Genomic DNA, 23,519 nt, shown 5'->3' with positions numbered 1-23,519 from the left:
CATCCGTCAGTCCTTTCTCTATCCCCAATCCAGCCCTTGTGGCGAACTTGAAAATCCCGCCTCACGCAGCAGCGTAAACATCGGCGTTTGCCGGACCGGTAGATCATTCACTTCTGTTAGCGTAAAGCGCAGCCGTGGTTCGCGACGCAGTGCGGTAGTCAGCGCGTGGAAAACCTCTGGGGCGAGTAATTCCTCTTTTTCCTGCCAGACCAGCATTTTTTTGCCACCTTGCGCCAGATAGAGTAACAATTTGCCGCCAGAAACGACCACCAGCGCACCCGCCCGACGCGTTGGTACCAGCGTTGCCGGATGTGCAGGCCAGGGCAGAAGATTTCCCCACACATTAGCCGGATCGTTGGCGGAGAGCGCCACTGGTGTATAGTGGCGCGTTTGCGCGGCTTGTGTCGACAGGTCGCGCAAGCGGTCAATAGTCAGACGTTCAGCGAATTGCGCGCCACCCAGACCTTCTACAAAACGACCTCGCATAATTCGCCCGGAATCTTCCATACTTCGACAAAGCGTTTGCATCGATGGAAACCCGCCAGGGATATTTTCGGCTATCACCGCCTGACGACTGATGATGCCGTAGCGGTCGAGCATATTTTCCGCCAGCGCCAGCATCCTTTCGGTATCGTTTAGTGGCTCCACCTGCAATAACGACCAGCGTCCAGCCAGATTTGGTGTGTTGTAAGATACCCGCGGCGAGACGGGTTGTGCATAGACAGGACGCCCACGACGAGCCCGGTGACTGCGGCGAGTTGAGGTGCGTGCGTTGGAACTGCTGCGGGTGAGGGCGCGTAACGGTGCCCAAATATCGCTGGTGATGACGCCTTGCCAGACCAGCGCCCATAACGCCTCTTGCAGTGCCGAGGGATCAACCGATTCGCCGATTTTGTCGCGTATCCGTTGGCTGATTTGTTGTGCAAACCAGGCTCCTCCGTCAGCCAGAACAGCGACTATCGCTTGCTGCAGCGCCGAACGATTCGCCTGATCCGCTTCGGCGGGAGTGAACGATTCTGCGGCATATTCCTGTAGATGCAGTGCCACCAGGCCGTCATCTTCACCCAGCTTTTTTTGTCCCGACCAGATAACCACTCCGGTTGCCAGTAATTCATCGAGCATTTCTGGCGAATAGTCGCGTACGCGGGCAGGCAGGATCTGGCTTTCCCAGAGTGAGGCGGGTAAACCGACTCCGGCAAGCTGTTCGATCACCCGCATCACGCCATCCACGCCCTCATAAACGCCTGGCGATGTTGAGGCAAAGAGCGCCGGGCTACCATCGGTGGCGGGTAATACGCCCTGACGTTCCAGCAGCAATCGCGCATAGGTCGTGGCTGCAACGGGACGCGTCGCTTCTCTGGCGGCTTGCAGCGAGCGCAAACGCAGACGACGAAATACTTCATCGCTCACCCAGATGTCTTGTTGCAGATTCATCACCAGACCCTGTTCGCGCAGTTGCTGAAGCTGCTCTTCGACAATGGCAATACCGAGACTAAACTCATGAGCCAGTTGTTCAGCCGTGACCAGAGCATGAGCCCGGAGATAGCGCAGAAAGAGGTCGCGAAGCGGGTAACTGACTCTATGCAAATAAATCTCTGGCAGAGACTCTGGTAGTTGTACGCCGAGGGCATCGCGCAGCCTGGCGGCATCATCCATACAGGCAAGACGCTCCTGTCCGCTAATCATCGTCGGGAAGATGCGTTTTACTGTAAGAAGATTTTCCAGATACGACGCAATCTCTTCACTGCTGCCTGTATGCCGTTGCGCCAGGTCTTCGACGGTCATTGGCCCCAGTTCGCGCAGCAGGTCGAACAATCCTTCTTCACCTTTCGCTCTTCTGCCAGGAGCCAGTCGTTGCAACTCTTCTTCCACCTGGCGAATGACCTGCGGGTCGAGTAATTCCCCCGGATCGACCTGTCCGAGTAGATTGCGCAGTAACTCGCTGTCCAGCGACAGTACGGATGCCCGGCGCTCTGCCAGCGGGGCGTCGCTCTGGTACATAAATTCCGCGACATAGCCGAACAATAAACTTGTGGCGAAAGGCGAGGGCGTAGTAGTCGTTACATCGGATATTTGAATTTCGCCACCGTTCAGGCGACGCATCAAACGTTCCAGTGCGGGAAGATCATAAACATCTTGCAGACATTCGCGTAGGGTTTCGAGAATGACCGGAAAATCCGGATATCCCTGAGCGATTTCCAGCAACTGACTGGCGCGCAGCCGTTGTTGCCAGAGCGGGGTGCGATGGCCCGGCGTGCGGCCCGGCATTAATAATGCCCGCGCGGCGCATTCGCGAAAACGGGCGGCGAAAAGTGCCGAACTGCCTACCGCCTCGCGGACAATTTGCAGCAACTTTTCTGGTTCAAACAAAAAAATCGCGGCGTCGGGCAATTTACCATCAGTGTCAGGAATGCGCGCAACAATGCCGTCATCACTGGCGACCACAGATGCATCAGCGCCCCATAGCGCATGTATTCGCCCGGCAATCGCCAGCGCCCAGGGTTCATGCACCCGTCTTCCATAGGGAGAGTGCAAAATAATACGCCAGTCGCCAATTTCATCACGGCACCGTTCGAGGACCAGATGACGACTCCCCGGAACGATGCCCGTCGCGTTGCGCTGCTCGTCAATCAACCCCTGAATATTGGCGATCGTATTTTCTTCAGCCAGCCACGGGGGAATAGTCCCGGAAAAGAACGCTCCATCCGCCAGTAAATGAAGAAAATCGCCGATCATCTCGCCTAATTCAGCCGGACGTCCGTTACCTTCACCACGCCAGAAGGGGAGCCGGGCAGAACGACCCGGAGCAGGAGTCACAATCACCTGATCGCGGGTGATTTGCTGGATCCGCCATGAGGTTGCGCCGAGAGTGATAATATCGTTCACCCGTGACTCATATACCATCTCCTCATCCAGTTCACCCACCCGTCGCGAACCGGCCTGTTCTTCCCCTTCGGGTAATAACACGCTATACATGCCACGATCCGGAATGGTGCCGCCGCTGGTAACCGCCAACAGCTGAGCGCCAGGTCGGGCGGTCAATATCCCGGTCTCCCTGTTCCAGACCAGTTTGGGGCGAAAAGCAGAAAAATCGCCAGAGGGATAGCGCCCGGAAAGCATATCCAGCGTGGCGTCAAAAACACGTCTTGTCAGATCTTTCCACGGTGCGGCACGGCGTACGCGGGAGTACCATTCGTCTACCTGTAATGCATCCATCGCCGCGGCGGCAACGGTTTGCTGCGCAAGGACGTCGAGTGGATTATGCGGTGGTATCAGGTTTTCCAGCCTGCCTGCGAACATACACTCTACAATGACTGCGGAATCGACTAAGTCACGCCTGGTTCGGGGGAAAAAAAGCCCTTTGGAGATACCACCTACCTGGTGTCCGGCACGTCCAATGCGTTGTAACCCACTGGCAACAGAAAGCGGCGTTGCCACCTGAATCACCAGATCCACAGCGCCCATATCAATCCCCAGTTCGAGACTGGAAGTTGCGACCACGCAGCGTAATTCACCCGATTTCAGCGCCTGTTCGGTTATTGCTCGTTGTTCTTTAGAGACGGAGCCGTGGTGTGAGCGGGCAATAAAAATGTCGCTACTTTGTACACGGTTAGAGGTTGCGCCGGAGGTCGACTCGAAATGGGCCGCATCAACGGCGATAGACGGGGAACGCTGTAAGCGTGCGGAGTAAAGCTCATTTAATCGTGCCGTCAGTTTTTCCGCCAGCCCCCGCGAATTAGTAAAGACAATGGTCGAGCGATGGCGCAACACTTCATCAAGGATACCCGTTTCAATATATGGCCAGATGGAGCCTTCCCGGCCGGCATGGCTGTCTTCGCTAGTGCCGCTGGCGACCGATGAGACATCATCCATATTGGCGACCGGTACGACAATCCGTATCTGCGGATGGCGCATTGCGGGCGGGTTGACTACCGTAACCGGGCGATCGCCGCCAAGAAATGCTGCCACATCGCTGGCTGAGCGCACAGTGGCAGAAAGGCCAATTCGCTGTGCTGAGGTGTGGAGCAGCGCATCGAGCCGCTCCAGACTTAACGCCAGATGCGCACCACGTTTACTGCCCGCTACCGCGTGGACTTCATCAATAATTACCGTTTCGACGCCGCGTAGCGTTTCGCGCGCGCGGGAGGTCAGCATCAGATAGAGTGATTCGGGTGTGGTGATCAGAATATCCGGCGGATTACGGGTGAGTTTGCTGCGTTCCTGTGCAGGCGTATCGCCAGTACGGATCCCCACGCGAAGATTGACTTCCGTTTCGCCGCGCCGCCGCCGTTCATCGGCAATACCCTGTAACGGGATCTGCAAGTTGCGCTGAACGTCGGTGCCCAGGGCTTTTATCGGTGAAATATAGAGAATGCGTGAGGTTTTACGCTTATGCGCCTCGCGGGTATCTTCGCCGCCTTCGCGGAAGAGCCGATCGAGGGCGTAGAGAAATGCTGCCAGCGTTTTCCCGGAGCCGGTCGGTGCAATCACCAGCGCATGTTCGCCTCGCGCCGCCACATGCCAGGTTTGCGACTGGACAGCGGTCGGCTGTTTAAAGGCGCGAAGAAACCAGTCGCGGGTCGCCGGTGAAAACACGTCCGGCAGGGGCGATGAAGGGTTTGGATTATCTGCCATTAACGCTATTCCCCGTGAATATCATGCATGATGCGTGGAATAGCCTCACTATAGATGCCTGAATCATTGCATGTCATCAGGCATCGACTCGATTACACCTCTTCGGCGGCAGGTAGCGGCCAGCCTCCCAGACGTTTCCAGCGGTTGACGATTTCACAAAACAGCACCGCAGTGCGTTCGGTGTCGTACAGCGCGGAGTGCGCCTGGGTGCTGTCGAAGTCCATGCCAGCGGTCTGGCAAGCCTTTGACAATACGGTTTGTCCGAGTGCCAGCCCGGCCAGTGCAGCAGTGTCAAAAGTGGCGAAAGGGTGGAACGGGTTACGTTTCAGTGAGGCGCGTTCTGCGGCGGCCATCATAAAGCTGTGATCGAAATTGGCGTTGTGCGCCACCATAATGGCGCGGTTACAGCCGCTCGCTTTAATACCTTTACGTACAACTTTAAAAATTTCGTGCAGCGCCTCGTATTCGCTGACCGCGCCGCGATCGGGATCGTTCGGGTCAATGCCGTTGAAGGCAAGGGCTTCTGGTTGCAAATTTGCGCCGACAAATGGTTCGACGTGGAAATGTAATGTGGTGTCCGGCATCAGCCAGCCTTGTTCATCCATTTTCAGGGTGATGGCGGCAATCTCAAGCAGCGCATCGGTTTTGGCGTTAAATCCGGCTGTTTCAACATCGATCACAACAGGATAAAAACCACGAAAACGGTCGCACAGACCGGTAAGTTGAGCGTTATCGGACATCTGATTCTCTTAATACGGATAAATTGCAGCGCGCATTATGACAAATATTACTTGTCGATGCAGTAAAGATGCGGGCGCGAGGAGTTCACGCCCGGCAGGAGATTAGTTGCCCAGACCGCGACCGGCGTCTTTCTCTTCGATTAACTCAATTTTGTAACCGTCCGGATCTTCCACAAACGCGATAACCGTAGTACCGCCTTTTACCGGACCCGCTTCACGGGTCACGTTACCCCCGTTTTGACGGATTTTTTCGCACGCTTCAGCGGCATTATCTACGCTAAGCGCGATGTGACCATAAGCAGTGCCGAGTTCGTATTTATCCACGCCCCAGTTGTAGGTCAGTTCAATCACCGCTTCTTCGGTTTCCGGGCCGTAGCCAACAAACGCCAGTGAGTATTTGTATTCCGGGTTTTCGCTGGTACGCAGCAGTTTCATGCCCAGAACTTTGGTATAAAAATCGATGGAGCGTTGCAAATCGCCAACGCGCAGCATGGTATGAAGAAGACGCATCTTTTTATCCTCAAAATGGCTAACAGATTCAAAATGTTGTTTTAGTATAGCGGCGGCTTTACGCCGCTCGCAATGTTGGATTACAACGTCGGGTAATCGGTATAGCCTTCCGCGCCGCCACCGTAGAAACTTTCGGCACGTTGTGGGTTAAGCTCAGCTCTGCGCTGCAAGCGGGCGACCAGATCCGGGTTCGCAATCCAGTCACGACCAAATGCCACCGCATCAATTAACCCTTTGCCAATCAGCGTTTCGGCTTTTTCTACCGTGTATGCACCTGCGCCGATAATCGGACCGTGGAAACGGGCGCGTACTTTTTCGCGGAACGCATCAGTATACGGTTCACCCCCCGCCCAATCTGGTTCTGACATATGCAGATAAGCAATGCCGCGTTTACCCAGTTGTTCAATCAGATACAGTGCATCGGCTTCTTCATTCGGGCCGTTATCCGTGTTCTGGAAAGTACCGATTGGCGAAACGCGAATGCCAATGCGATCGGCACCCCATTCTTCAATCCCGGCATCGACCACTTCCAGTACCAAACGTGCGCGATTTTCCACGCTGCCGCCGTACTGATCGGTACGATGGTTTGAAGAAGGGGAAAGGAACTGATGCAGCAAATAACCGTGAGCAGAGTGGAGCTCTACCAGATCAAAACCGGCTTCACGCGCGTTAGCAATGGCCTGACGGAAATCATTGACGATACCTGGAATCTCTTCCAGTTCAAGCGCACGCGGCATGGATGTTTCAACACGGATCGCCTGACCATTTTCATCGCGCAGAGAAGTACGTGTTCCCGCGCTAAGTGCTGAAGGCGCTACCGGTGCCTGACCGCCAGGTTGCAGGCTGGCGTGAGAAATGCGTCCGGTGTGCCACAGCTGTACGGCCATATGCCCATTTTCAGCATGAACGCCAGCGGTAATTTTTTTCCATGCGGCAATTTGTTCCGGACTATGGATGCCAGGTGCACCAGCATACCCTTTTGCCTGGGCAGAAATTTGCGTGGCTTCGCTAATAATCAAACCGGCACTGGCACGTTGGCGATAGTATTCCGCCATCAACGGGGTAGGGATGTCACCCGGTTCAATACTGCGCAGACGCGTCAGCGGTGCCATAAAAATACGGTTTGCCGCAGTTATTGCGCCCACTTTCAGTGGGGAATACAGTTTTTCAGATGACATAAAGGCTCCCGGTCGTCTGGTGATAAAAAATGCCTGCTAAACGGCAGGCGTCGCAATAATGTTTTTTACATGTGCCAGCGCGTTTTCCAGCGGCTCGAAACTGCGCGAAATTTTGGCCTGCAGATTCGCACCCAGCCATAGTGCGTAAAGCACTTGTGCCTGTTGCAGCGGTTCGCCACAAAAGGTTAAACAGTGGTTCTCACGGCCATTTTCCAGAGCCTGCGAGAGCAGGGCGATCACGCCGCGAGCGCCTTTATCCATCGCGCTACGCATATCTTCTGAAAGATCGCACACTTCGGCAGAGAGTTTTACTGTCAGGCAACCACTGATGGTTCCATGTTGGCAAAACTGGTTCAGTGTTTGCTGGTAATAAGCCAGTATGCGGTCGCGGTAGTTACCTTCGCCGGATTGCAGCAACTCAGTCAGTCGCTGGTGATATGCGGCATAATGGCGCTCAAGCATGGCAACGCCAAACGCCTCTTTAGAGCGAAAGTAGTGATAGAAGGACCCTTTCGGCACTTCAGCGGTTTTTAGTAATTCGCTTAGCCCCATCCCGGTGAATCCACGTTGCAGGCAAAGTTGCTCGCCCGTCGCCAGGAGATGTTCGCGAGTATCATGTTCGGTGTGTTTGTTCATGTGTTGGAGTATAGTAGACCAGTCGGTCTAGTGCAAGCAAAGTTGCTACTTTGGACATTAACAGCTTCAATAATGGTAATAATCTTATCTGAGGAGGGCTAAGTGGCGGAGCAATTAGAGTTCTTTCCCGTCCAGAGCCCGTGCCGGGGAATTTGCCAGTCTGACGAACGCGGGTTTTGTCGCGGCTGTTTTCGAAGCCGGGATGAGCGTTTTAACTGGAATAAAATGAGCGATGGCGAAAAACAAGAGGTGCTGCGCCTTTGTCGGCAGCGATTAATGCGCAAATTACGTGCAAATAAGCCAGCGTCATCAGACGAACCGGAGCAACCATCACTCTTTTGAGCCTAATCTTGCGTATACTCCTCTCATATCTGATAAGAGGAAGCGAATATGGTTCAGCGTATTACTATTGCGCCGCAAGGCCCGGAGTTTTCCCGTTTTGTGATGGGCTACTGGCGATTGATGGACTGGAATATGTCCGCCCGCCAGCTGGTCAGTTTTATTGAAGAGCATCTGGATCTCGGCGTGACCACCGTGGACCATGCTGATATTTATGGTGGCTATCAGTGCGAAGCGGCGTTTGGCGAGGCGCTGAAACTGGCACCTCACCTGCGTGAGCGGATGGAAATCGTCAGTAAATGCGGTATCGCGACGACCGCGCGTGAAGAAAACGTCATTGGTCATTACATCACTGACCGCGATCACATCATTAAGAGCGCCGAACAGTCGCTAATTAATCTTGCGACCGATCATCTGGATCTGCTGTTAATCCACCGCCCGGACCCGTTAATGGATGCCGATGAAGTGGCGGACGCGTTCAAACATCTGCATCAGAGCGGCAAAGTGCGTCATTTTGGCGTATCGAACTTTACGCCTGCGCAATTTGCCCTGTTGCAATCACGTCTGCCGTTTACCCTTGCCACTAATCAGGTGGAAATATCCCCGGTACATCAGCCGTTACTGCTGGATGGCACGCTCGACCAACTGCAACAACTGCGTGTTCGTCCGATGGCGTGGTCCTGCCTTGGTGGTGGTCGTCTGTTTAATGATGATTATTTCCAGCCGCTGCGTGATGAACTGGCTGTGGTGGCGGAGGAGTTAAACGCGGGCTCGATTGAACAGGTGGTTTACGCCTGGGTATTACGTTTACCGTCGCAGCCGCTGCCAATTATCGGCTCAGGTAAAATTGAGCGCGTACGGGCAGCTGTCGAAGCAGAAACACTGAAAATGACCCGTCAACAATGGTTTCGTATCCGTAAAGCGGCACTGGGGTACGACGTACCGTAAGCACTTTTAGGAATAGCCGCCGTTCAAAAATGTGTCACTGGTTTACACTTATTCAGGAATGCACAATGAACGGAGGTCCTATGAAACGTTTTAGTCTGGCCATTCTGGCGCTGGTTGTTGCGACCGGCGCACAAGCTGCCAGTGAAAAAGTCGAGATGAACCTCGTCACGTCGCAAGGGGTTGGGCAGTCAATTGGTAGCGTCACCATTACTGAAACCGATAAAGGTCTGGAGTTTTCGCCCGATCTGAAAGCATTACCCCCCGGTGAACATGGCTTCCATATTCATGCCAAAGGAAGCTGCCAGCCAGCCACCAAAGATGGCAAAGCCAGCGCCGCGGAATCCGCAGGCGGGCATCTTGATCCACAAAATACCGGTAAACATGAAGGGCCAGAAGGTGCCGGGCATTTAGGCGATCTGCCTGCACTGGTCGTCAATAATGACGGCAAAGCTACCAATGCCGTCATCGCGCCTCGTCTGAAATCACTGGATGAAATCAAAGACAAAGCGCTGATGGTCCACGTTGGCGGCGATAATATGTCCGATCAACCTAAACCGCTGGGCGGTGGCGGTGAACGCTATGCCTGTGGTGTAATTAAGTAATTAAGAGGCCAGCGTACCTTGCGGTGGTGCTTGCTCAAGTTGCGAAAGCGAGCAGTACAGCCGCCAGACAATTGCCGCCAGCTCACGGGCGGCAGGTTGATGATGACGGGCAAGGCTGTCGCAAATCCGCTGTAATTCTTCAAGTGTGGCCGCCAGTGATTTTTGCTGAACGCCACGCTCACTCATCACTCCCCGCAACAGTGAAATACAGTTATCCCGTACTCGCGATAACGGATCGGAACGCGATTCCCAGTCGCGTAATTGCCAGACAACATGAGAACAGTTCAGCAGCACTACACCCCAGCGTAATAACCAACGGCGAGCCAGCGCATCCTGGCTGTTACTCAACTGACTGACGTGATGATAAGTGAGCGATTCAAATTCGCTTTCACTCAGTGTTGGATGGCGGCTTAGTTGATCGACAAAATCCCGGCGCAGCGCGCGAATATGGCGGCGGCTTTTGCGAGCATCCGATCCTGGACGCAGAATCGCGAACGCTAACCACGCCAACGCGACGCCAACGATTTTTGCCAGATTATCGTTAAGAAAATCAGCAAAATCATACACCGGGGGATTAGTGACAGCGATAAAAGAACCCATAAAAACAATCAGTTGCCCCCACAATGCGGCAAATTTGGGCATCTGCAATTTAAGAAGCTGCATTGTCGCCAGCAGTGGAAAGAGAAACAGTAAAAATTGCCACAGATCGCTAATCTGGACCATCAGACCAAATTTGACCACAAAGCTGAATAGCGAAAGTAACACCAGCGTGCGCATCAGCAGTGACAACGACTTAAACGGTGCTGCGACGGCGGAGTAGAGTACGCAGCTAATTGCTGCCAGCGTTAATGCATTGGCACCGGCATCCCATTGCGAAGCAATACTCCATGCGCCAATCATCATCAACGTACAAAATGTACGCAGCCCGCTCCACATAGCTTCGGCGTTATCGGTATGACGAGCCAGGCCGGATGTCCGTGGGAGTCTGGTATGATCATCTACACCGCTTTGCAGACGATGTAATTCCTGACTACTTTGCAGATAAAGGCGGCAAAAATAACGTAGTCGCTGCCAGAAGGCGACGTGCCGATAGTCGGCGACGTTGGTCGGGCGTAGCGGGGCGATAATACGTGCGACGGTGTAAACATCTGTTTGCGAACTGGCGAGCGCCGTCAGCAACTGTTCGAGAATTTCTCGTGTGGCACCTGGCGGTGAGGGCCAGTTGAGCAACATACGTCGCAGGCTGGAGATGACACTGGTCATACGTAATTGCTGGTGGAGCAGCGCATTAAGGCGCGCGTTTTGCTGGCGAAAACGATAGTGGCTCCAGAAAGCCTGGATACGCAGCAAATTCATGGTCAGTATCTGCCCAATCACCCCTTCATGTGCTGCACGAATGGCATCGGTTGTTTCAGGCTGCCAGAGTAAACTGGCATGTTCAAGTAGTCGGGCGTGCATGTTTTTCAATGCGGTTAAAAGGGCTGTAGCATCGGAACTGCTAGGCAGGATCATCATCATCATGCCGCCGCACAAAATACCGACAATCACCTCGCAAACGCGCGCCTGAGCGATATCCCACAGCTGGCTGGCCTCAGTAATATTAACCATCGGAAAGGCGATGATGGCAGCCGTGTAGCCCGCCAGTTGAAATGCATACGCGACATTATTCGTGAAGTGCGCACAGGCCCAGGTACAAAAGCCAAGCCACGCCGCCATGCTCAATAGAAAAAACCACGGCTCATTAAGTGTATGTCCGGCAAGAAGCAGTGCCGCAATGGCTCCGAGCAAACTGCCAGCGATGCGTCCGAGGCTTTTGCTGATAACACCGCCAACGGTGGGAAAGCTAACCACTGCAGCCGAGGTCATCGCCCAATAGGGTTCATCCAGATTTAAATAATAGGCAACCGTCAGCGCCAGACACATGGCAATGGTATTGCGTAACGCATAACGCCATTGCGCCAGCGTGGCCCTGAACCAGGGCAAATTGCGCAAGGACCATGACGATGCGTTCATTATTGACCTACGGCAATGCTACAGGTGGTGCCCGACACCAGCGTGACATCGCCTGGGACTTTATCCAGCGCAAAGCGGACGGGAACGCGTTGGGCGAGTCGAACCCAGGGGACGTTAGGTTTCACATCCGGAATAAGGCTTGAGTCACTTTCAACGCTCTGATCATAAATCGCCCGACCGATACTGGAAACGTGACCCTGTAACGTTTTGTTATCACTATAGAGGGTAATTTGTGCTGGTGCACCTTCGCGGATATGGCGCAACTTGGTTTCTTCAAAATAACCAATGACGTAAAACGAGTTGCTGTCGACAAGGGCAAACAGCGGTTTCCCGGTATCAGCGTAATCGCCGATGCGGGTAGTAAGGTTAGTCACCCATCCACTCACCGGGGCGCGAATTTCCGTTTGCGCCAGTTGCCATTGTGCCTGTTTCAGCGTCGCCTGTGCGGCATTAACACTGGCCTGCATCGCTTTAACATTGAGGTTAGCGGTATCGAGTTCTTCGGCAGAAATAAAATTTTGTGAGAGATGACGACGACGATTCGCTTCGTTATTGGCTTTTGCGAGGTCAGATTGCGCTTTCGCCAGCTGAGCCTGTGCGTTCAGCTCGGCGATCTGAAAGGGCGTTTTATCGATCGTGAGCATAAGATCCCCCGCATTAACCAGCTGGTTGTCTTTTATATTCAGCTCAACAATACGTCCCGACACCTGTGGGGTGATAGAAACCTGTTCTGCGCGTATTTTCCCGTCGCGTGTCCACGGAGATTGCATGTAATAATTCCACAGCCACCATCCGGCAAGAACCGCAACTACCGCTACAATGATTGTTGAGAAATACTTAATTGTTTTAATTGACATAGTTACCACGCAATCAGTATTGCCAGAGCAAGGCAAACGCAAATCGCAAACAGCGATAAATCCATTAACAAGGGATGCCAGATGTCACCGGCGTAGATCCAGCCACGAAGCAGGCGGTGTACGACAAGCCAGATGACGAATCCAAACGCGAAGGCTTTGAAAAACGGAGGAAAATAGACGGACGCACCGAACACCAGATCTTGTAAGGGCAATCCTGTTGCATTGAGCATAAACTTCACAAAGTAGATTCCTTTACGACCGAATATATTGCGTTAGATTAATAAATATTCTTTAAGTGCGAAAAATTTACGCGCAATTTCTGAAAAATATGTCTGACGGTAACCAAATGCAGCAATACATTTGTTTTAGCAATACAATTGCTGCACACTATTCTAAAAGCCGCATAATATCTTAGCAAGCTAATTATAAGGAGATGAAATTGGAATCGCCACTAGGTTCTGATCTGGCACGGTTGGTGCGCATATGGCGTGCTCTGATAGACCATCGCCTGAAACCGCTGGAGTTAACACAAACCCATTGGGTTACGTTACACAATATCCATCAGTTACCTCCAGACCAGTCGCAAATTCAACTGGCAAAAGCGATTGGCATCGAGCAGCCCTCACTGGTCCGTACTCTGGACCAACTGGAAGAAAAAGGGTTAATTTCGCGTCAAACTTGTGCCAGCGATCGTCGGGCTAAACGTATTAAACTGACGGAAAAGGCAGAGCCACTGATCAGCGAAATGGAAGCTGTTATTAACAAAACCCGCGCGGAAATCTTACATGGCATCTCCGCAGAGGAACTGGAACAACTGATTACGCTCATCGCAAAACTTGAGCATAATATCATTGAGTTACAGGCCAAAGGGTGAAATGAAGGGGGCGTGTGGTCAGTAACCTGACCACACGCAAACTTATTTAGCGCGGAGAAACGGTCACCTGACTGCCATTGCTGGCCAGTACGACACGTTGGCCCGGAGAGAAACGAGTGTTGCCTTGTTTCTGTACCACCATGATGGTATTACCATCGTCTTTACGAATTTCCAGCTCGACACCTTGCGTTTTGTTCATTGCACTCTGTACGCCCTGACCAGCTACGCCACCTGCAACAGCGCCTGCTGCAGTAGCCAGAGAACGCCCGGTTCCGCCACCAACAGTATTTCCCAGGAAACCACCAAGAACAGCACCGCCAATTGCACCGATAACGTTGGAATCATCACCGCCCTGAATCTGTACCGGACGTACGTTAACGATGGTTCCATAGCTGACATTCTGTACTTGTTTCGCTTCAGAAGCGGTATAAACATCCCCTGACAGGGTGTCGTTATTAACACAACCGACAAGAGACAGACCTACCATTGAAACAACCAATACGCGTTTAATCATTGAAAAATCTCCTGTTCACCATGAAACGCCACGCAAGCATCCCTCATGGTCAAAGTATATGGCATATGTGAATCCATGGTTATATGTTCTACCAAATATGAGCAAATCATAATGAAAGTAGGATCAACCAATTATAAACAAAACATTCATGATGATTATTGATTTGAAGATAATGTTTTACTACCAACGGTAAAAATCGGTCATTCCGCATGGTATTCACGAAAAGTTTATGTTTGAGTGGTGCGCAAACGTCAGATTGAAAAAGGATGAACTATGAAATCGGGCCGCTTTATTGGCGTTATGTCAGGCACCAGCCTTGATGGTGTTGATGTTGTGTTGGCGACAATTGATGAACACCGGGTCGCACAGCTGGCAAGTTTGAGCTGGCCGATCCCGGTGTCTCTGAAACAGGCTGTACTGGATATTTGCCAGGGCCAGCAGCTTACACTTTCGCAGTTTGGACAGCTTGATACTCAACTCGGGCGACTTTTTGCTGATGCGGTCAATGCCTTGCTTAAGGAACAAAACCTGCAGGCGAGAGATATAGTTGCGATCGGCTGTCACGGTCAAACCGTCTGGCATGAACCGACGGGCGTGGCACCACACACTTTACAGATTGGCGATAACAATCAAATTGTGGCACGCACCGGAATTACGGTTGTCGGTGATTTTCGCCGTCGCGATATTGCCTTGGGAGGACAAGGCGCACCGCTGGCACCTGCGTTCCATCATGCCTTGCTGGCTCACCCAACCGAGCGACGAATGGTGCTCAATATTGGCGGCATCGCCAATCTGTCACTGCTCATTCCTGGGCAGCCGGTTGGCGGCTACGATACCGGTCCTGGTAACATGCTGATGGATGCCTGGATCTGGCGTCAGGCCGGTAAACCTTACGATAAAGATGCCGAGTGGGCACGGGCGGGTAAAGTTATTCTCCCACTGCTGCAAAATATGCTCAGCGACCCATATTTCTCGCAACCTGCACCGAAAAGCACCGGACGCGAATACTTTAACTACGGCTGGCTGGAGCGCCATTTACGCCATTTTCCGGGTGTTGATCCCCGTGATGTGCAGGCCACACTGGCAGAACTCACCGCCGTGACCATTTCTGAACAAGTTTTGTTGAGCGGTGGCTGCGAACGATTGATGGTATGTGGTGGAGGTAGTCGTAATCCGCTACTCATGGCGCGTCTGGCGGCATTACTGCCAGGCACAGAAGTCACCACCACCGATGCCGTTGGCATTAGTGGCGATGACATGGAAGCATTGGCTTTCGCCTGGCTTGCCTGGCGGACGCTGGCGGGATTACCAGGAAATCTGCCTTCCGTCACTGGCGCAAGCCAGGAGACGGTACTGGGGGCTATTTTCCCCGCTAACCCGTGATATCAGAGTTAACTGAATTTTTCTTACCGCGTCTGCCGTTACACTTGGAACGTTAGGGAGGGCGTATTGCCCTCCAGACCAGGAAAGTCTTCGGGAAATGTCTATGAAAAAACTGTTACTGATCTGTTTGCCGGTGCTTCTCACCGGCTGTAGCGCGTTCAATCAACTGGTTGAGCGCATGCAAACCGATACGCTGGAATACCAGTGTGATGAAAAACCGTTGACGGTCAAACTGAATAATCCGCGCCAGGAAGTCAGTTTTGTTTACGATAATCAACTACTGCATCTCAAACAGGGCATTTCAGCCTCTGGTGCACGTTACACTGACGGAATCTATGTTTTCTGGTCGAAAGGCGAGGAAGCGACTGTCTATAAACGCGACCGCATCGTCTTGAATAACTGTCAGTTACAAAATTCACAGCGTTGAGATTTTTCCAGGGGCGGCGCACAATAGCGTCACCCACTGACAATCCGTAAAGAAAACCATGTCTGATAACGACGAATTGCAGCAAATCGCGCATCTGCGCCGTGAATACACCAAAGGCGGGTTACGCCGCCGCGATCTTCCCGCCGATCCATTAACCCTTTTTGAACGTTGGCTCTCTCAGGCTTGTGAAGCCAAACTGGCGGACCCTACCGCGATGGTGGTCGCTACCGTGGATGAACATGGTCAGCCTTATCAGCGCATCGTTTTACTCAAACATTACGACGAAAAAGGCATGGTGTTTTACACCAACCTCGGCAGCCGTAAAGCACATCAAATCGAAAATAATCCGCGCGTTAGCCTGCTGTTCCCGTGGCATACCCTTGAGCGCCAGGTGATGGTGATCGGTAAAGCGGAACGACTTTCGACTCTCGAAGTGATGAAATATTTTCATAGCCGCCCGCGTGATAGCCAGATTGGTGCATGGGTTTCGAAGCAGTCCAGTCGCATTTCTGCCCGCGGTATCCTTGAAAGTAAATTCCTGGAGCTGAAGCAGAAGTTTCAACAGGGCGAAGTGCCATTGCCGAGCTTTTGGGGCGGTTTTCGCGTCAGCCTTGAACAGATTGAGTTCTGGCAGGGTGGTGAGCATCGCCTGCATGACCGCTTTTTGTACCAGCGTGAAAATGATGCGTGGAAGATTGATCGTCTTGCACCCTGAAAAGATGCAAAAATCTTGCTTTAATCGCTGGTACTCCTGATTCTGGCACTTTATTCTATGTCTCTTTCGCATCTGGCGAAAAGTCGTGTACCGGCAAAGGTGCAGTCGTTATATACATGGAGATTTTGATGGCAAGCAGTAACTTGATTAAACAATTGCAAGAGCGGGGGCTGGTAGCCCAGGTGACGGACGAGGAAGCGTTAGCAGAGCGACTGGCGCAAGGCCCGATCGCGCTCTATTGCGGCTTCGATCCTACCGCTGACAGCTTGCATTTGGGGCATCTTGTTCCATTGTTATGCCTGAAACGCTTCCAGCAGGCGGGCCACAAGCCGGTTGCGCTGGTAGGCGGCGCGACGGGTCTGATTGGCGACCCGAGCTTCAAAGCTGCCGAGCGTAAGCTGAACACCGAAGAAACTGTTCAGGAGTGGGTGGACAAAATCCGCAAGCAGGTTGCCCCGTTCCTCGATTTCGACTGTGGAGAAAACTCTGCTATCGCGGCGAACAACTATGACTGGTTCGGCAATATGAATGTGCTGACCTTCCTGCGCGATATTGGCAAACACTTCTCCGTTAACCAGATGATCAACAAAGAAGCGGTTAAGCAGCGTCTCAACCGTGAAGATCAGGGGATTTCGTTCACTGAGTTTTCCTACAACCTGTTGCAGGGTTATGACTTCGCCTGTCTGAACAAACAGTACGGTGTGGTGCTGCAAATTGGTGGTTCTGACCAGTGGGGTAACATCACTTCTGGTATCGACCTGACCCGTCGTCTGCATCAGAATCAGGTGTTTGGCCTGACCGTTCCGCTGATCACCAAAGCAGACGGCACCAAATTTGGTAAAACTGAAGGCGGCGCAGTCTGGTTGGATCCGAAGAAAACCAGCCCGTACAAATTCTACCAGTTCTGGATCAACACTGCGGATGCCGACGTTTACCGCTTCCTGAAGTTCTTCACCTTTATGAGCATTGAAGAGATCAACGCCCTGGAAGAAGAAGATAAAAATAGCGGTAAAGCACCGCGCGCCCAGTATGTACTGGCGGAGCAGGTGACTCGTCTGGTTCACGGTGAAGAAGGTTTGCAGGCGGCAAAACGTATTACCGAATGCCTGTTCAGCGGTTCCTTGAGTGCGCTGACTGAAGCGGACTTCGAACAGCTGGCGCAGGACGGCGTACCGATGGTTGAGATGGAAAAGGGCGCAGACCTGATGCAGGCGCTGGTCGATTCTGAACTGCAACCTTCCCGTGGTCAGGCGCGTAAAACTATCGCCTCCAATGCCATCACCATTAACGGTGAAAAACAGTCCGATCCTGAATACTTCTTTAAAGAAGAAGATCGTCTGTTTGGTCGTTTTACCTTACTGCGTCGCGGCAAAAAGAATTACTGTCTGATTTGCTGGAAATAATGCATTAAGTGGAAAGGGGGAGTGAGAAATCACTCCCCCTGGTTTTTATACAGGGAACATGATGAAAAATATTCTCGCTATCCAGTCTCACGTTGTTTATGGTCATGCGGGTAACAGTGCGGCAGAGTTTCCGATGCGCCGCCTGGGCGCGAACGTCTGGCCGCTGAACACCGTTCAATTTTCTAATCACACCCAATACGGCAAATGGACTGGCTGCGTGATGCCGCCCAGCCATTTAACCGAAATTGTGCAAGGCATTGCCGCCATTGATAAATTACACACCTGTGATGCCGTATTAAGTGGCTATCTGGGATCGGCGGAGCAGGGTGAACATATCCTCGGTATCGTCCGTCAGGTGAAAGCAGCGAATCCGCAGGCGAAATATTTTTGCGATCCGGTAATGGGTCATCCGGAAAAAGGCTGTATCGTTGCACCGGGTGTCGCAGAGTTTCATGTGCGGCACGGTTTGCCTGCCAGCGATATCATTGCGCCGAATCTTGTTGAGCTGGAAATACTCTGTGAGCATCCGGTAAATAACGTCGAAGAAGCGGTTCTGGCAGCGCGCGAACTCATTGCGCAAGGGCCACAAATTGTATTGGTTAAACACCTGGCGCGAGCTGGCTACAGCCGTGACCGTTTTGAAATGTTGCTGGTCACCGCCGATGAAGCCTGGCATATCAGCCGTCCACTGGTGGATTTTGGTATGCGCCAGCCGGTAGGTGTTGGTGATGTGACGAGCGGTTTACTGCTGGTGAAACTGCTTCAGGGGGCAACGCTGCAGGAGGCCCTGGAACATGTGACCGCTGCAGTCTACGAAATCATGGTGACCACCAAAGCAATGCAGGAATATGAGCTGCAAGTGGTGGCTGCTCAGGATCGTATTGCCAAACCAGAACATTACTTCAGCGCAACAAAGCTCTGAAATATCTCATTTCGGCCCACAACGACCTGTGGGCCGATGGCTATTACTTTAAGCTTTCCGCTGACAGCGCGTCTTGTACTTCCGGACGTTCAGCCATACGTTGCATAAATGCCGCAATGTGCTCTAACCCTTCCAGATTCAGTTTCACCGCGTATGCCCAGCGCAGAACCGTAAACAGATAGGCATCAGCAATTGTAAATCTTTGCCCGCAGATCCAGTGCTCATCCTTCAGTGCCTCGTTCACATATTGCAGCTTCTTCTCCAGTTGCGCGCGAACTGTCGGTTTGTACTCTTCCGGTGTATCAGGGCGAAACAGAGGTGTGAAACCTTTATGCAGCTCGGTGGCGATGTAATTCAGCCATTCGATGGTTTTATAGCGGGAAATACTGTTTACCGGTGCCAGCAACTGGCGGTCGGGGACGCTGTCGGCAAGATACTGCATAATCGCTACACCTTCCGTCAGCAAAGTACCGTCATCCAGCAGCAATGCAGGTACCTGTCCCTTAGGGTTAACGGCAAAGTAATCGTCACCGTTTTCGAGACGTTTTTTCATTAAATCCACACTGACGAGCGTAAAATCCTTTCCGCTCTCACGCAGGGTGATATGGGAAGCGAGAGAGCAGGCGCCCGGTTTGTAGAACAATTTCATCGGTAACTCCTTTTGTCTGTGGTTTAAAGTATGGTAGTGCGTTGCTGAACAAAAAAAAAGCCGCTAACGAAAAGTTAGCGGCTTGTAAAAGAGTTTCCCTGAATTTTACGCTACAGCAGCTTTCGCCGCTTTGTCAGCAGCGTCATCCTGCGTCATGCGGTGCAGTTTCGGCGCGGTAAACAGCATCAGTACTGCAATAACGGCAGTAGCGACACCAATCTGCAAGAATACGCGACCATAGACTTCCAGTGACATCAGCGGATCGGTAACGTTATCCGGCACAGCCATCATACCCGCAACATAACCACCAATCAGGTTTGCACCGGCAGTGGTCAGGAACCAGCTACCCATAATGAAGCCCATCAGACGCTGCGGAACGAGTTGTGCAACCATTGCCAGACCCAGACCAGAGATCATCAGTTCCCCGATACTCTGCAGGCCATAGCTTGCGACCAGCCAGCTTACAGACACGATACCTGCGTCAGACGCGAATTTTGCACCCAGCGGCAGAATCAGGAACGCACCAGAACACATCACCATACCGATTGCAAACTTAGTTGGCATCGGCAGAGTATCGCCCATCTTGTTATAGATAGCGGCCAGAATCGGGCTACCAATGATGATCCAGAACGGGTTCAGTGCCTGATACTGCTCAGGTTCTACGGCCAGGCCCAGAATGGTGTGTTCAACGTTACGAATCGCAAAGAAGTTCAGTGACGTTGGCATCTGGCTGTACAGCACGAAGAAGATAATGGCTTCGAGCATCAGGATGAAGGCAACGATCATTTTACGACGCGCAGCACCTTTCATCGCGAAGGCTTCTTTACCGAAGATAACCACGATACCAAAGGCAACAACGCCCAGCGCCATACGCGCAACTTCCTGATTGTGCAGCAGCCAGGTGGCGATAGCGATCAGTGCCACAACACCAATAATGGTCAGCAGCAGGTTACGGTAGTTGATAGGCTCGAAGTCTGGTTTTGAACCGTACTGTTTAACCCAGCGTTGGCAGAAGGCGAAGTTAACGATAGTGATCAGCAGGCCTACAACGCTCAATGCAAACGCAACGCTCCAGCCGTATTTCGCGGCCAGCCACGGCGTAGCAATCATAGAGAAGAAAGAGCCGATGTTGACGGACATGTAGTACATGGTGAATGCACCGTCCAGACGCGGGTCGTTTTTCTCATAGCATGTAGAAAGCAGAGAAGACGGGTTAGCCTTAAACAGGCCGTTACCGACCGCAATAGCCGCCATACCCATATAAACGATACCGGCGTCGTGACCAGACCAGGCAACCAGAGCATAACCAATCGCCAGCACAATAGCGCCAAGCATAATTACGCGTTTAGTACCCAGTACCTTGTCACCTAACCAGCCGCCGATAGCGACCAGACCATAAACCAGGGCACTAAAGGAAGAGAAAAGGGTGATTGAATCCGCTTCAGACATACCCAGTTGTTTAACCAGGTAAACAGCCATAATTCCTTGTAGGCCGTAATAACCAAAACGTTCCCATAACTCAATCGAGAAAATGAGATAGAACGCCTTCGGTTGTTTGAAAGCGTTCAAACTGACGCTTTCAGTTGGTTTTTGGTTTGCAGTGGACACTTTTACCTCTTTTTTTACATCCCATATTAACGGGGGTGCTTTCTCGCGTTATGTCTAAAAAACATACGCGCAATTGTTATAGTGGGAGGGGAAACGGCAGGTAATGTTCACTATCTTGCACTTTCAGACAAGTCCTTTGTAATAATCTGTTACATATAACTGAGGCGGGGAATTCAACCATTCCGGGAAATGTTATCCAGCGTTAAATTTTTCAAAAAACGTAACGGCAGATTTTTTCACTGCATTGAGAGGGGGATGATGGCTTGACGGCGATATGTTCTGCTATTTAGCGTTTTTCCTAGTGAGATAGTCCAGTTTCTGAAAAATAGCCAGTGTAATGTTTTGTAGGTCAATATTTGTTGCGTATGTAAATTTAAATGATTTTAACCTGATTCTTGCAATGTTTTTACATTGCCACAGCATCGTGATCTTGATCACGAATGAATAGAAAATTTCGCTATTAAAAAAACAATTAACCTGCATTTTTGGTTATTCGCAAACGGATTACCTGATGATAACGCTAAGCAATGGCATCATTGACGTTAAAAAGATGTTTTAAAAGAGGATAAAGAAAGGTTATCAATGGGGTAATCGGTGTTACCCCTTTTCTTCAGATGTCAACTTTCTCTTTGTATTCACAAAGATCTTCAATAATACAAGAGCCACAGCGGGGCTTGCGGGCAATGCAGGTATAACGCCCGTGCAGGATCAACCAATGGTGGCAGTCGACTTTAAACTCTGCCGGAACCACTTTCAGTAGCTTTTCTTCTACCTGTTCGACGTTTTTCCCCGGCGCAAATTGAGTACGATTACAAACGCGGAAAATGTGCGTGTCGACAGCAATAGTCGGCCAGCCGAATGCAGTGTTTAATACGACGTTGGCTGTTTTACGACCTACGCCGGGCAGGGCTTCAAGCGCAGCACGATCTTCCGGAACCTCGCCATTATGCTGCTCCAGTAAGATACGGCAGGTTTTGATGATATTTTCTGCTTTGCTGTTATAAAGCCCAATCGTTTTGATATAGGTTTTCACCCCTTCAACGCCCAGTTCAAGCATCGCTGCAGGCGTATTCGCCACCGGGTAGAGTTTCGCCGTCGCCTTATTAACACTGACATCGGTCGCCTGAGCGGAAAGCAGTACGGCAATCAGCAATTCAAAAGGCGAACTGAAATTAAGCTCGGTGGTGGGATGAGGATTGTTCTCACGCAGGCGAGTGAGGATCTCCAGGCGTTTTGCTTTGTTCATCAGACATTCCCTGTTTCACCGTTTGGCAATGCACGTTCGGCAGCTGCTTCAGTACGGCGCTTTTTCATTCTTTCATCAATCAGGTATTTTCCTGCCAGCATCAGTCCCAGGCCAATAAATGCACCTGGTGGCAGCATCGCCAGCAGGAAAGGGGAGTCGGTGTGGAAAATCTCCACGCGTAATACTTTTGCCCAGCTACCTAACAGCGCATCTGCACCGTCAAACAATGTGCCATTGCCGATAATTTCGCGTAGTGAACCCAGCACGAACATGGCGCAGGTTGCGCCCATACCAATTGAAAAGCCGTCCAGTGCCGAAAGCGCCGGACCTTTTTTGGCGGCGAAGGCTTCAGCGCGGCCCACAACGATACAGTTAGTGACAATCAGCGGAATAAAAATCCCTAATGATTGATACAGGCCAAAGGCGTAGGCGTTGATCAGCATCTGTACAGCGCTGACCACCGAGGCGATGATCATCACGTAAATGGGAATGCGGATCTCGGCTGGCGTCCAGTGACGCAGCGTCGAAATGGTCAGGTTGGTCAGCGTCAGTACCAGCGTAGTCGCAAGTCCTAAACCCAGAGCGTTAGTGGCAGTGGACGTGACCGCCAACAGAGGACAAAGGCCGAGCAACTGGACCAGCGCAGAGTTGTTTTTCCACAACCCCTGAACAATAACGTCTTTAATTTCGCTCACGCTTTATTCTCCACAGGCAGGAAGTTGAGAAAGTTGTGCCGGTAACGTCTGAGCGTACAATCCGGCGCGTTTTACCGCATTAACCACCGCGCGGGGAGTAATCGTCGCGCCGGTGAACTGGTCGAAATCACCACCATCTTTCTTCACCGCCCAGTGCGCATCATCCGCACCACTGATTTTTTTACCCGCAAAATGGGTGATCCAGTCAGAAAGGCGCAGTTCGATTTTATCGCCAAGACCTGGCGTTTCGTGGTGCTCTGTCACGCGCGTGCCAAGTACCGTGCCGTTAAAATCGGCTCCCACCAGCAGCTGAATCGCACCGGAATAGCCATCTGGTGCGGTTGCTTCCAGAACGGCGGCTACCGGTTTGTCATCCTGTTTGGCGATGTAAACCCGATGCTCACCTTTACCTAACTCTGGCGCAGTTACCAGATAGCAACTCTGTGCCAGCGCATTGTTATAGCGTTCGGCTGGCAGCACCTGATCAAATAATGCCTTTTGTTGCAGACTGGCCTGTTCAGCAATCGTCGTTTTGGTCATCTGGTTGATGGCCGCAGTTAACCCTGTTGAACCCGCTGCAAATAGCGCTAACGTAATGCCGTGTTTTCGGATAGTTTTCAGCATG

Annotated in this window: 23 protein-coding genes; 9 read left to right on the top strand and 14 right to left on the bottom strand. The window is 51.9% G+C overall.

Annotation, left to right across the window (positions count from 1 at the left end):
• Window positions 1-18: 18 nt before the first annotated feature.
• From OQV04_RS09210 to nemR, 5 genes are all read right to left on the bottom strand, one after another.
• Entirely contained in the window at window positions 19-4,635 is a 4,617-nt protein-coding gene (locus OQV04_RS09210) for an ATP-dependent helicase (protein WP_101969413.1), read from the bottom strand.
• Between the two features lie 92 nt (window positions 4,636-4,727).
• Window positions 4,728-5,375 (bottom strand): ribonuclease T, encoded by a 648-nt coding sequence (gene rnt, locus OQV04_RS09205; RefSeq protein WP_001282281.1) that lies wholly within the window; start codon window positions 5,373-5,375, stop codon window positions 4,728-4,730.
• Between the two features lie 102 nt (window positions 5,376-5,477).
• Window positions 5,478-5,885, bottom strand: a complete 408-nt coding sequence (gloA, locus tag OQV04_RS09200; RefSeq protein WP_001237796.1) for a lactoylglutathione lyase — start codon at window positions 5,883-5,885, stop codon at window positions 5,478-5,480.
• Between the two features lie 80 nt (window positions 5,886-5,965).
• Window positions 5,966-7,063: an N-ethylmaleimide reductase gene (gene nemA / locus OQV04_RS09195; RefSeq protein ID WP_000093591.1), complete on the bottom strand. Its 1,098-nt coding sequence runs from the start codon at window positions 7,061-7,063 to the stop codon at window positions 5,966-5,968.
• Between the two features lie 36 nt (window positions 7,064-7,099).
• Entirely contained in the window at window positions 7,100-7,699 is a 600-nt protein-coding gene (nemR, locus tag OQV04_RS09190) for a DNA-binding transcriptional regulator NemR (RefSeq protein ID WP_001032936.1), read from the bottom strand.
• 102 nt (window positions 7,700-7,801) lie between these two features.
• On the opposite strand from nemR, the gene OQV04_RS09185 reads away from it, so the two are divergent.
• From OQV04_RS09185 to sodC, 3 genes are all read left to right on the top strand, one after another.
• A complete protein-coding gene (locus tag OQV04_RS09185) occupies window positions 7,802-8,041 on the top strand; it encodes a DUF1289 domain-containing protein (RefSeq protein WP_000840481.1) in 240 nt (79 codons plus the stop codon).
• A 48-nt stretch (window positions 8,042-8,089) separates the two neighbouring features.
• Window positions 8,090-8,986 carry an aldo/keto reductase gene (locus OQV04_RS09180; protein ID WP_000250656.1) on the top strand — a complete coding sequence of 299 codons (897 nt, stop codon included), beginning with the start codon at window positions 8,090-8,092 and terminating at the stop codon, window positions 8,984-8,986.
• An 80-nt stretch (window positions 8,987-9,066) separates the two neighbouring features.
• On the top strand, window positions 9,067-9,588 hold the full coding sequence (gene sodC / locus OQV04_RS09175; RefSeq protein WP_032280968.1) for a superoxide dismutase [Cu-Zn] SodC: 522 nt from the start codon (window positions 9,067-9,069) through the stop codon (window positions 9,586-9,588).
• Here the strand turns inward: sodC and OQV04_RS09170 are convergent, their stop codons facing one another.
• From OQV04_RS09170 to OQV04_RS09160, 3 genes are read right to left on the bottom strand one after another with little or no spacing between them, the layout of a single operon-like run.
• On the bottom strand, window positions 9,589-11,601 hold the full coding sequence (locus tag OQV04_RS09170; RefSeq protein ID WP_000994312.1) for an FUSC family protein: 2,013 nt from the start codon (window positions 11,599-11,601) through the stop codon (window positions 9,589-9,591).
• On the bottom strand, window positions 11,601-12,458 hold the full coding sequence (locus tag OQV04_RS09165) for an efflux RND transporter periplasmic adaptor subunit (protein ID WP_096959592.1): 858 nt from the start codon (window positions 12,456-12,458) through the stop codon (window positions 11,601-11,603). Before OQV04_RS09165 ends, OQV04_RS09170 begins: the two co-directional genes overlap by 1 nt.
• A gap of 2 nt (window positions 12,459-12,460) precedes the next feature.
• The gene (locus OQV04_RS09160) at window positions 12,461-12,697 is read right to left on the bottom strand and encodes a DUF1656 domain-containing protein (RefSeq protein WP_000670998.1); all 237 of its coding nucleotides are present in this window, start codon (window positions 12,695-12,697) and stop codon (window positions 12,461-12,463) included.
• A 200-nt stretch (window positions 12,698-12,897) separates the two neighbouring features.
• Here OQV04_RS09160 and slyA point away from each other — a divergent pair, with 200 nt between their 5' ends.
• The gene (slyA, locus tag OQV04_RS09155) at window positions 12,898-13,332 is read left to right on the top strand and encodes a transcriptional regulator SlyA (RefSeq protein ID WP_001296943.1); all 435 of its coding nucleotides are present in this window, start codon (window positions 12,898-12,900) and stop codon (window positions 13,330-13,332) included.
• A 46-nt stretch (window positions 13,333-13,378) separates the two neighbouring features.
• Here slyA and slyB read toward each other — a convergent pair whose 3' ends face one another.
• Entirely contained in the window at window positions 13,379-13,846 is a 468-nt protein-coding gene (slyB, locus tag OQV04_RS09150) for an outer membrane lipoprotein SlyB (protein WP_000597196.1), read from the bottom strand.
• 273 nt (window positions 13,847-14,119) lie between these two features.
• Here slyB and anmK point away from each other — a divergent pair, with 273 nt between their 5' ends.
• The 5 genes from anmK to pdxY all read left to right on the top strand — a co-directional run bounded on the left by anmK (window position 14,120) and on the right by pdxY (window position 18,696).
• Window positions 14,120-15,229 carry an anhydro-N-acetylmuramic acid kinase gene (gene anmK, locus OQV04_RS09145; protein WP_099145148.1) on the top strand — a complete coding sequence of 370 codons (1,110 nt, stop codon included), beginning with the start codon at window positions 14,120-14,122 and terminating at the stop codon, window positions 15,227-15,229.
• A 97-nt stretch (window positions 15,230-15,326) separates the two neighbouring features.
• The gene (gene mliC, locus OQV04_RS09140; protein ID WP_000061975.1) at window positions 15,327-15,656 is read left to right on the top strand and encodes a C-type lysozyme inhibitor; all 330 of its coding nucleotides are present in this window, start codon (window positions 15,327-15,329) and stop codon (window positions 15,654-15,656) included.
• A 58-nt stretch (window positions 15,657-15,714) separates the two neighbouring features.
• On the top strand, window positions 15,715-16,371 hold the full coding sequence (gene pdxH / locus OQV04_RS09135) for a pyridoxamine 5'-phosphate oxidase (protein WP_001282319.1): 657 nt from the start codon (window positions 15,715-15,717) through the stop codon (window positions 16,369-16,371).
• A gap of 128 nt (window positions 16,372-16,499) precedes the next feature.
• On the top strand, window positions 16,500-17,774 hold the full coding sequence (tyrS, locus tag OQV04_RS09130) for a tyrosine--tRNA ligase (protein WP_032280942.1): 1,275 nt from the start codon (window positions 16,500-16,502) through the stop codon (window positions 17,772-17,774).
• A gap of 61 nt (window positions 17,775-17,835) precedes the next feature.
• Window positions 17,836-18,696 carry a pyridoxal kinase PdxY gene (pdxY, locus tag OQV04_RS09125; RefSeq protein WP_001302086.1) on the top strand — a complete coding sequence of 287 codons (861 nt, stop codon included), beginning with the start codon at window positions 17,836-17,838 and terminating at the stop codon, window positions 18,694-18,696.
• Between the two features lie 43 nt (window positions 18,697-18,739).
• On the opposite strand, the gene gstA is transcribed toward pdxY, so the two are convergent.
• From gstA to rsxG, 5 genes are all read right to left on the bottom strand, one after another.
• A complete protein-coding gene (gene gstA / locus OQV04_RS09120; protein ID WP_000765750.1) occupies window positions 18,740-19,345 on the bottom strand; it encodes a glutathione transferase GstA in 606 nt (201 codons plus the stop codon).
• Between the two features lie 105 nt (window positions 19,346-19,450).
• A complete protein-coding gene (gene dtpA, locus OQV04_RS09115) occupies window positions 19,451-20,953 on the bottom strand; it encodes a dipeptide/tripeptide permease DtpA (RefSeq protein ID WP_000100937.1) in 1,503 nt (500 codons plus the stop codon).
• Window positions 20,954-21,563: 610 nt separating this feature from the next.
• Window positions 21,564-22,199 (bottom strand): endonuclease III, encoded by a 636-nt coding sequence (gene nth / locus OQV04_RS09110; protein WP_001030339.1) that lies wholly within the window; start codon window positions 22,197-22,199, stop codon window positions 21,564-21,566.
• Window positions 22,199-22,894 (bottom strand): electron transport complex subunit RsxE, encoded by a 696-nt coding sequence (gene rsxE / locus OQV04_RS09105; RefSeq protein ID WP_001289657.1) that lies wholly within the window; start codon window positions 22,892-22,894, stop codon window positions 22,199-22,201. Before rsxE ends, nth begins: the two co-directional genes overlap by 1 nt.
• A gap of 3 nt (window positions 22,895-22,897) precedes the next feature.
• The gene (gene rsxG / locus OQV04_RS09100; protein ID WP_000920784.1) at window positions 22,898-23,518 is read right to left on the bottom strand and encodes an electron transport complex subunit RsxG; all 621 of its coding nucleotides are present in this window, start codon (window positions 23,516-23,518) and stop codon (window positions 22,898-22,900) included.
• Between the last annotated feature and the right edge of the window lies 1 nt (window position 23,519).

Origin of the sequence: Escherichia sp. Lx600-2 (genome assembly GCF_036662595.1) — a bacterium.
In the GTDB taxonomy this organism is placed as follows: Bacteria; Pseudomonadota; Gammaproteobacteria; order Enterobacterales; family Enterobacteriaceae; genus Escherichia; species Escherichia coli.
This window is presented reverse-complemented; position numbering and strand designations above follow the sequence as displayed.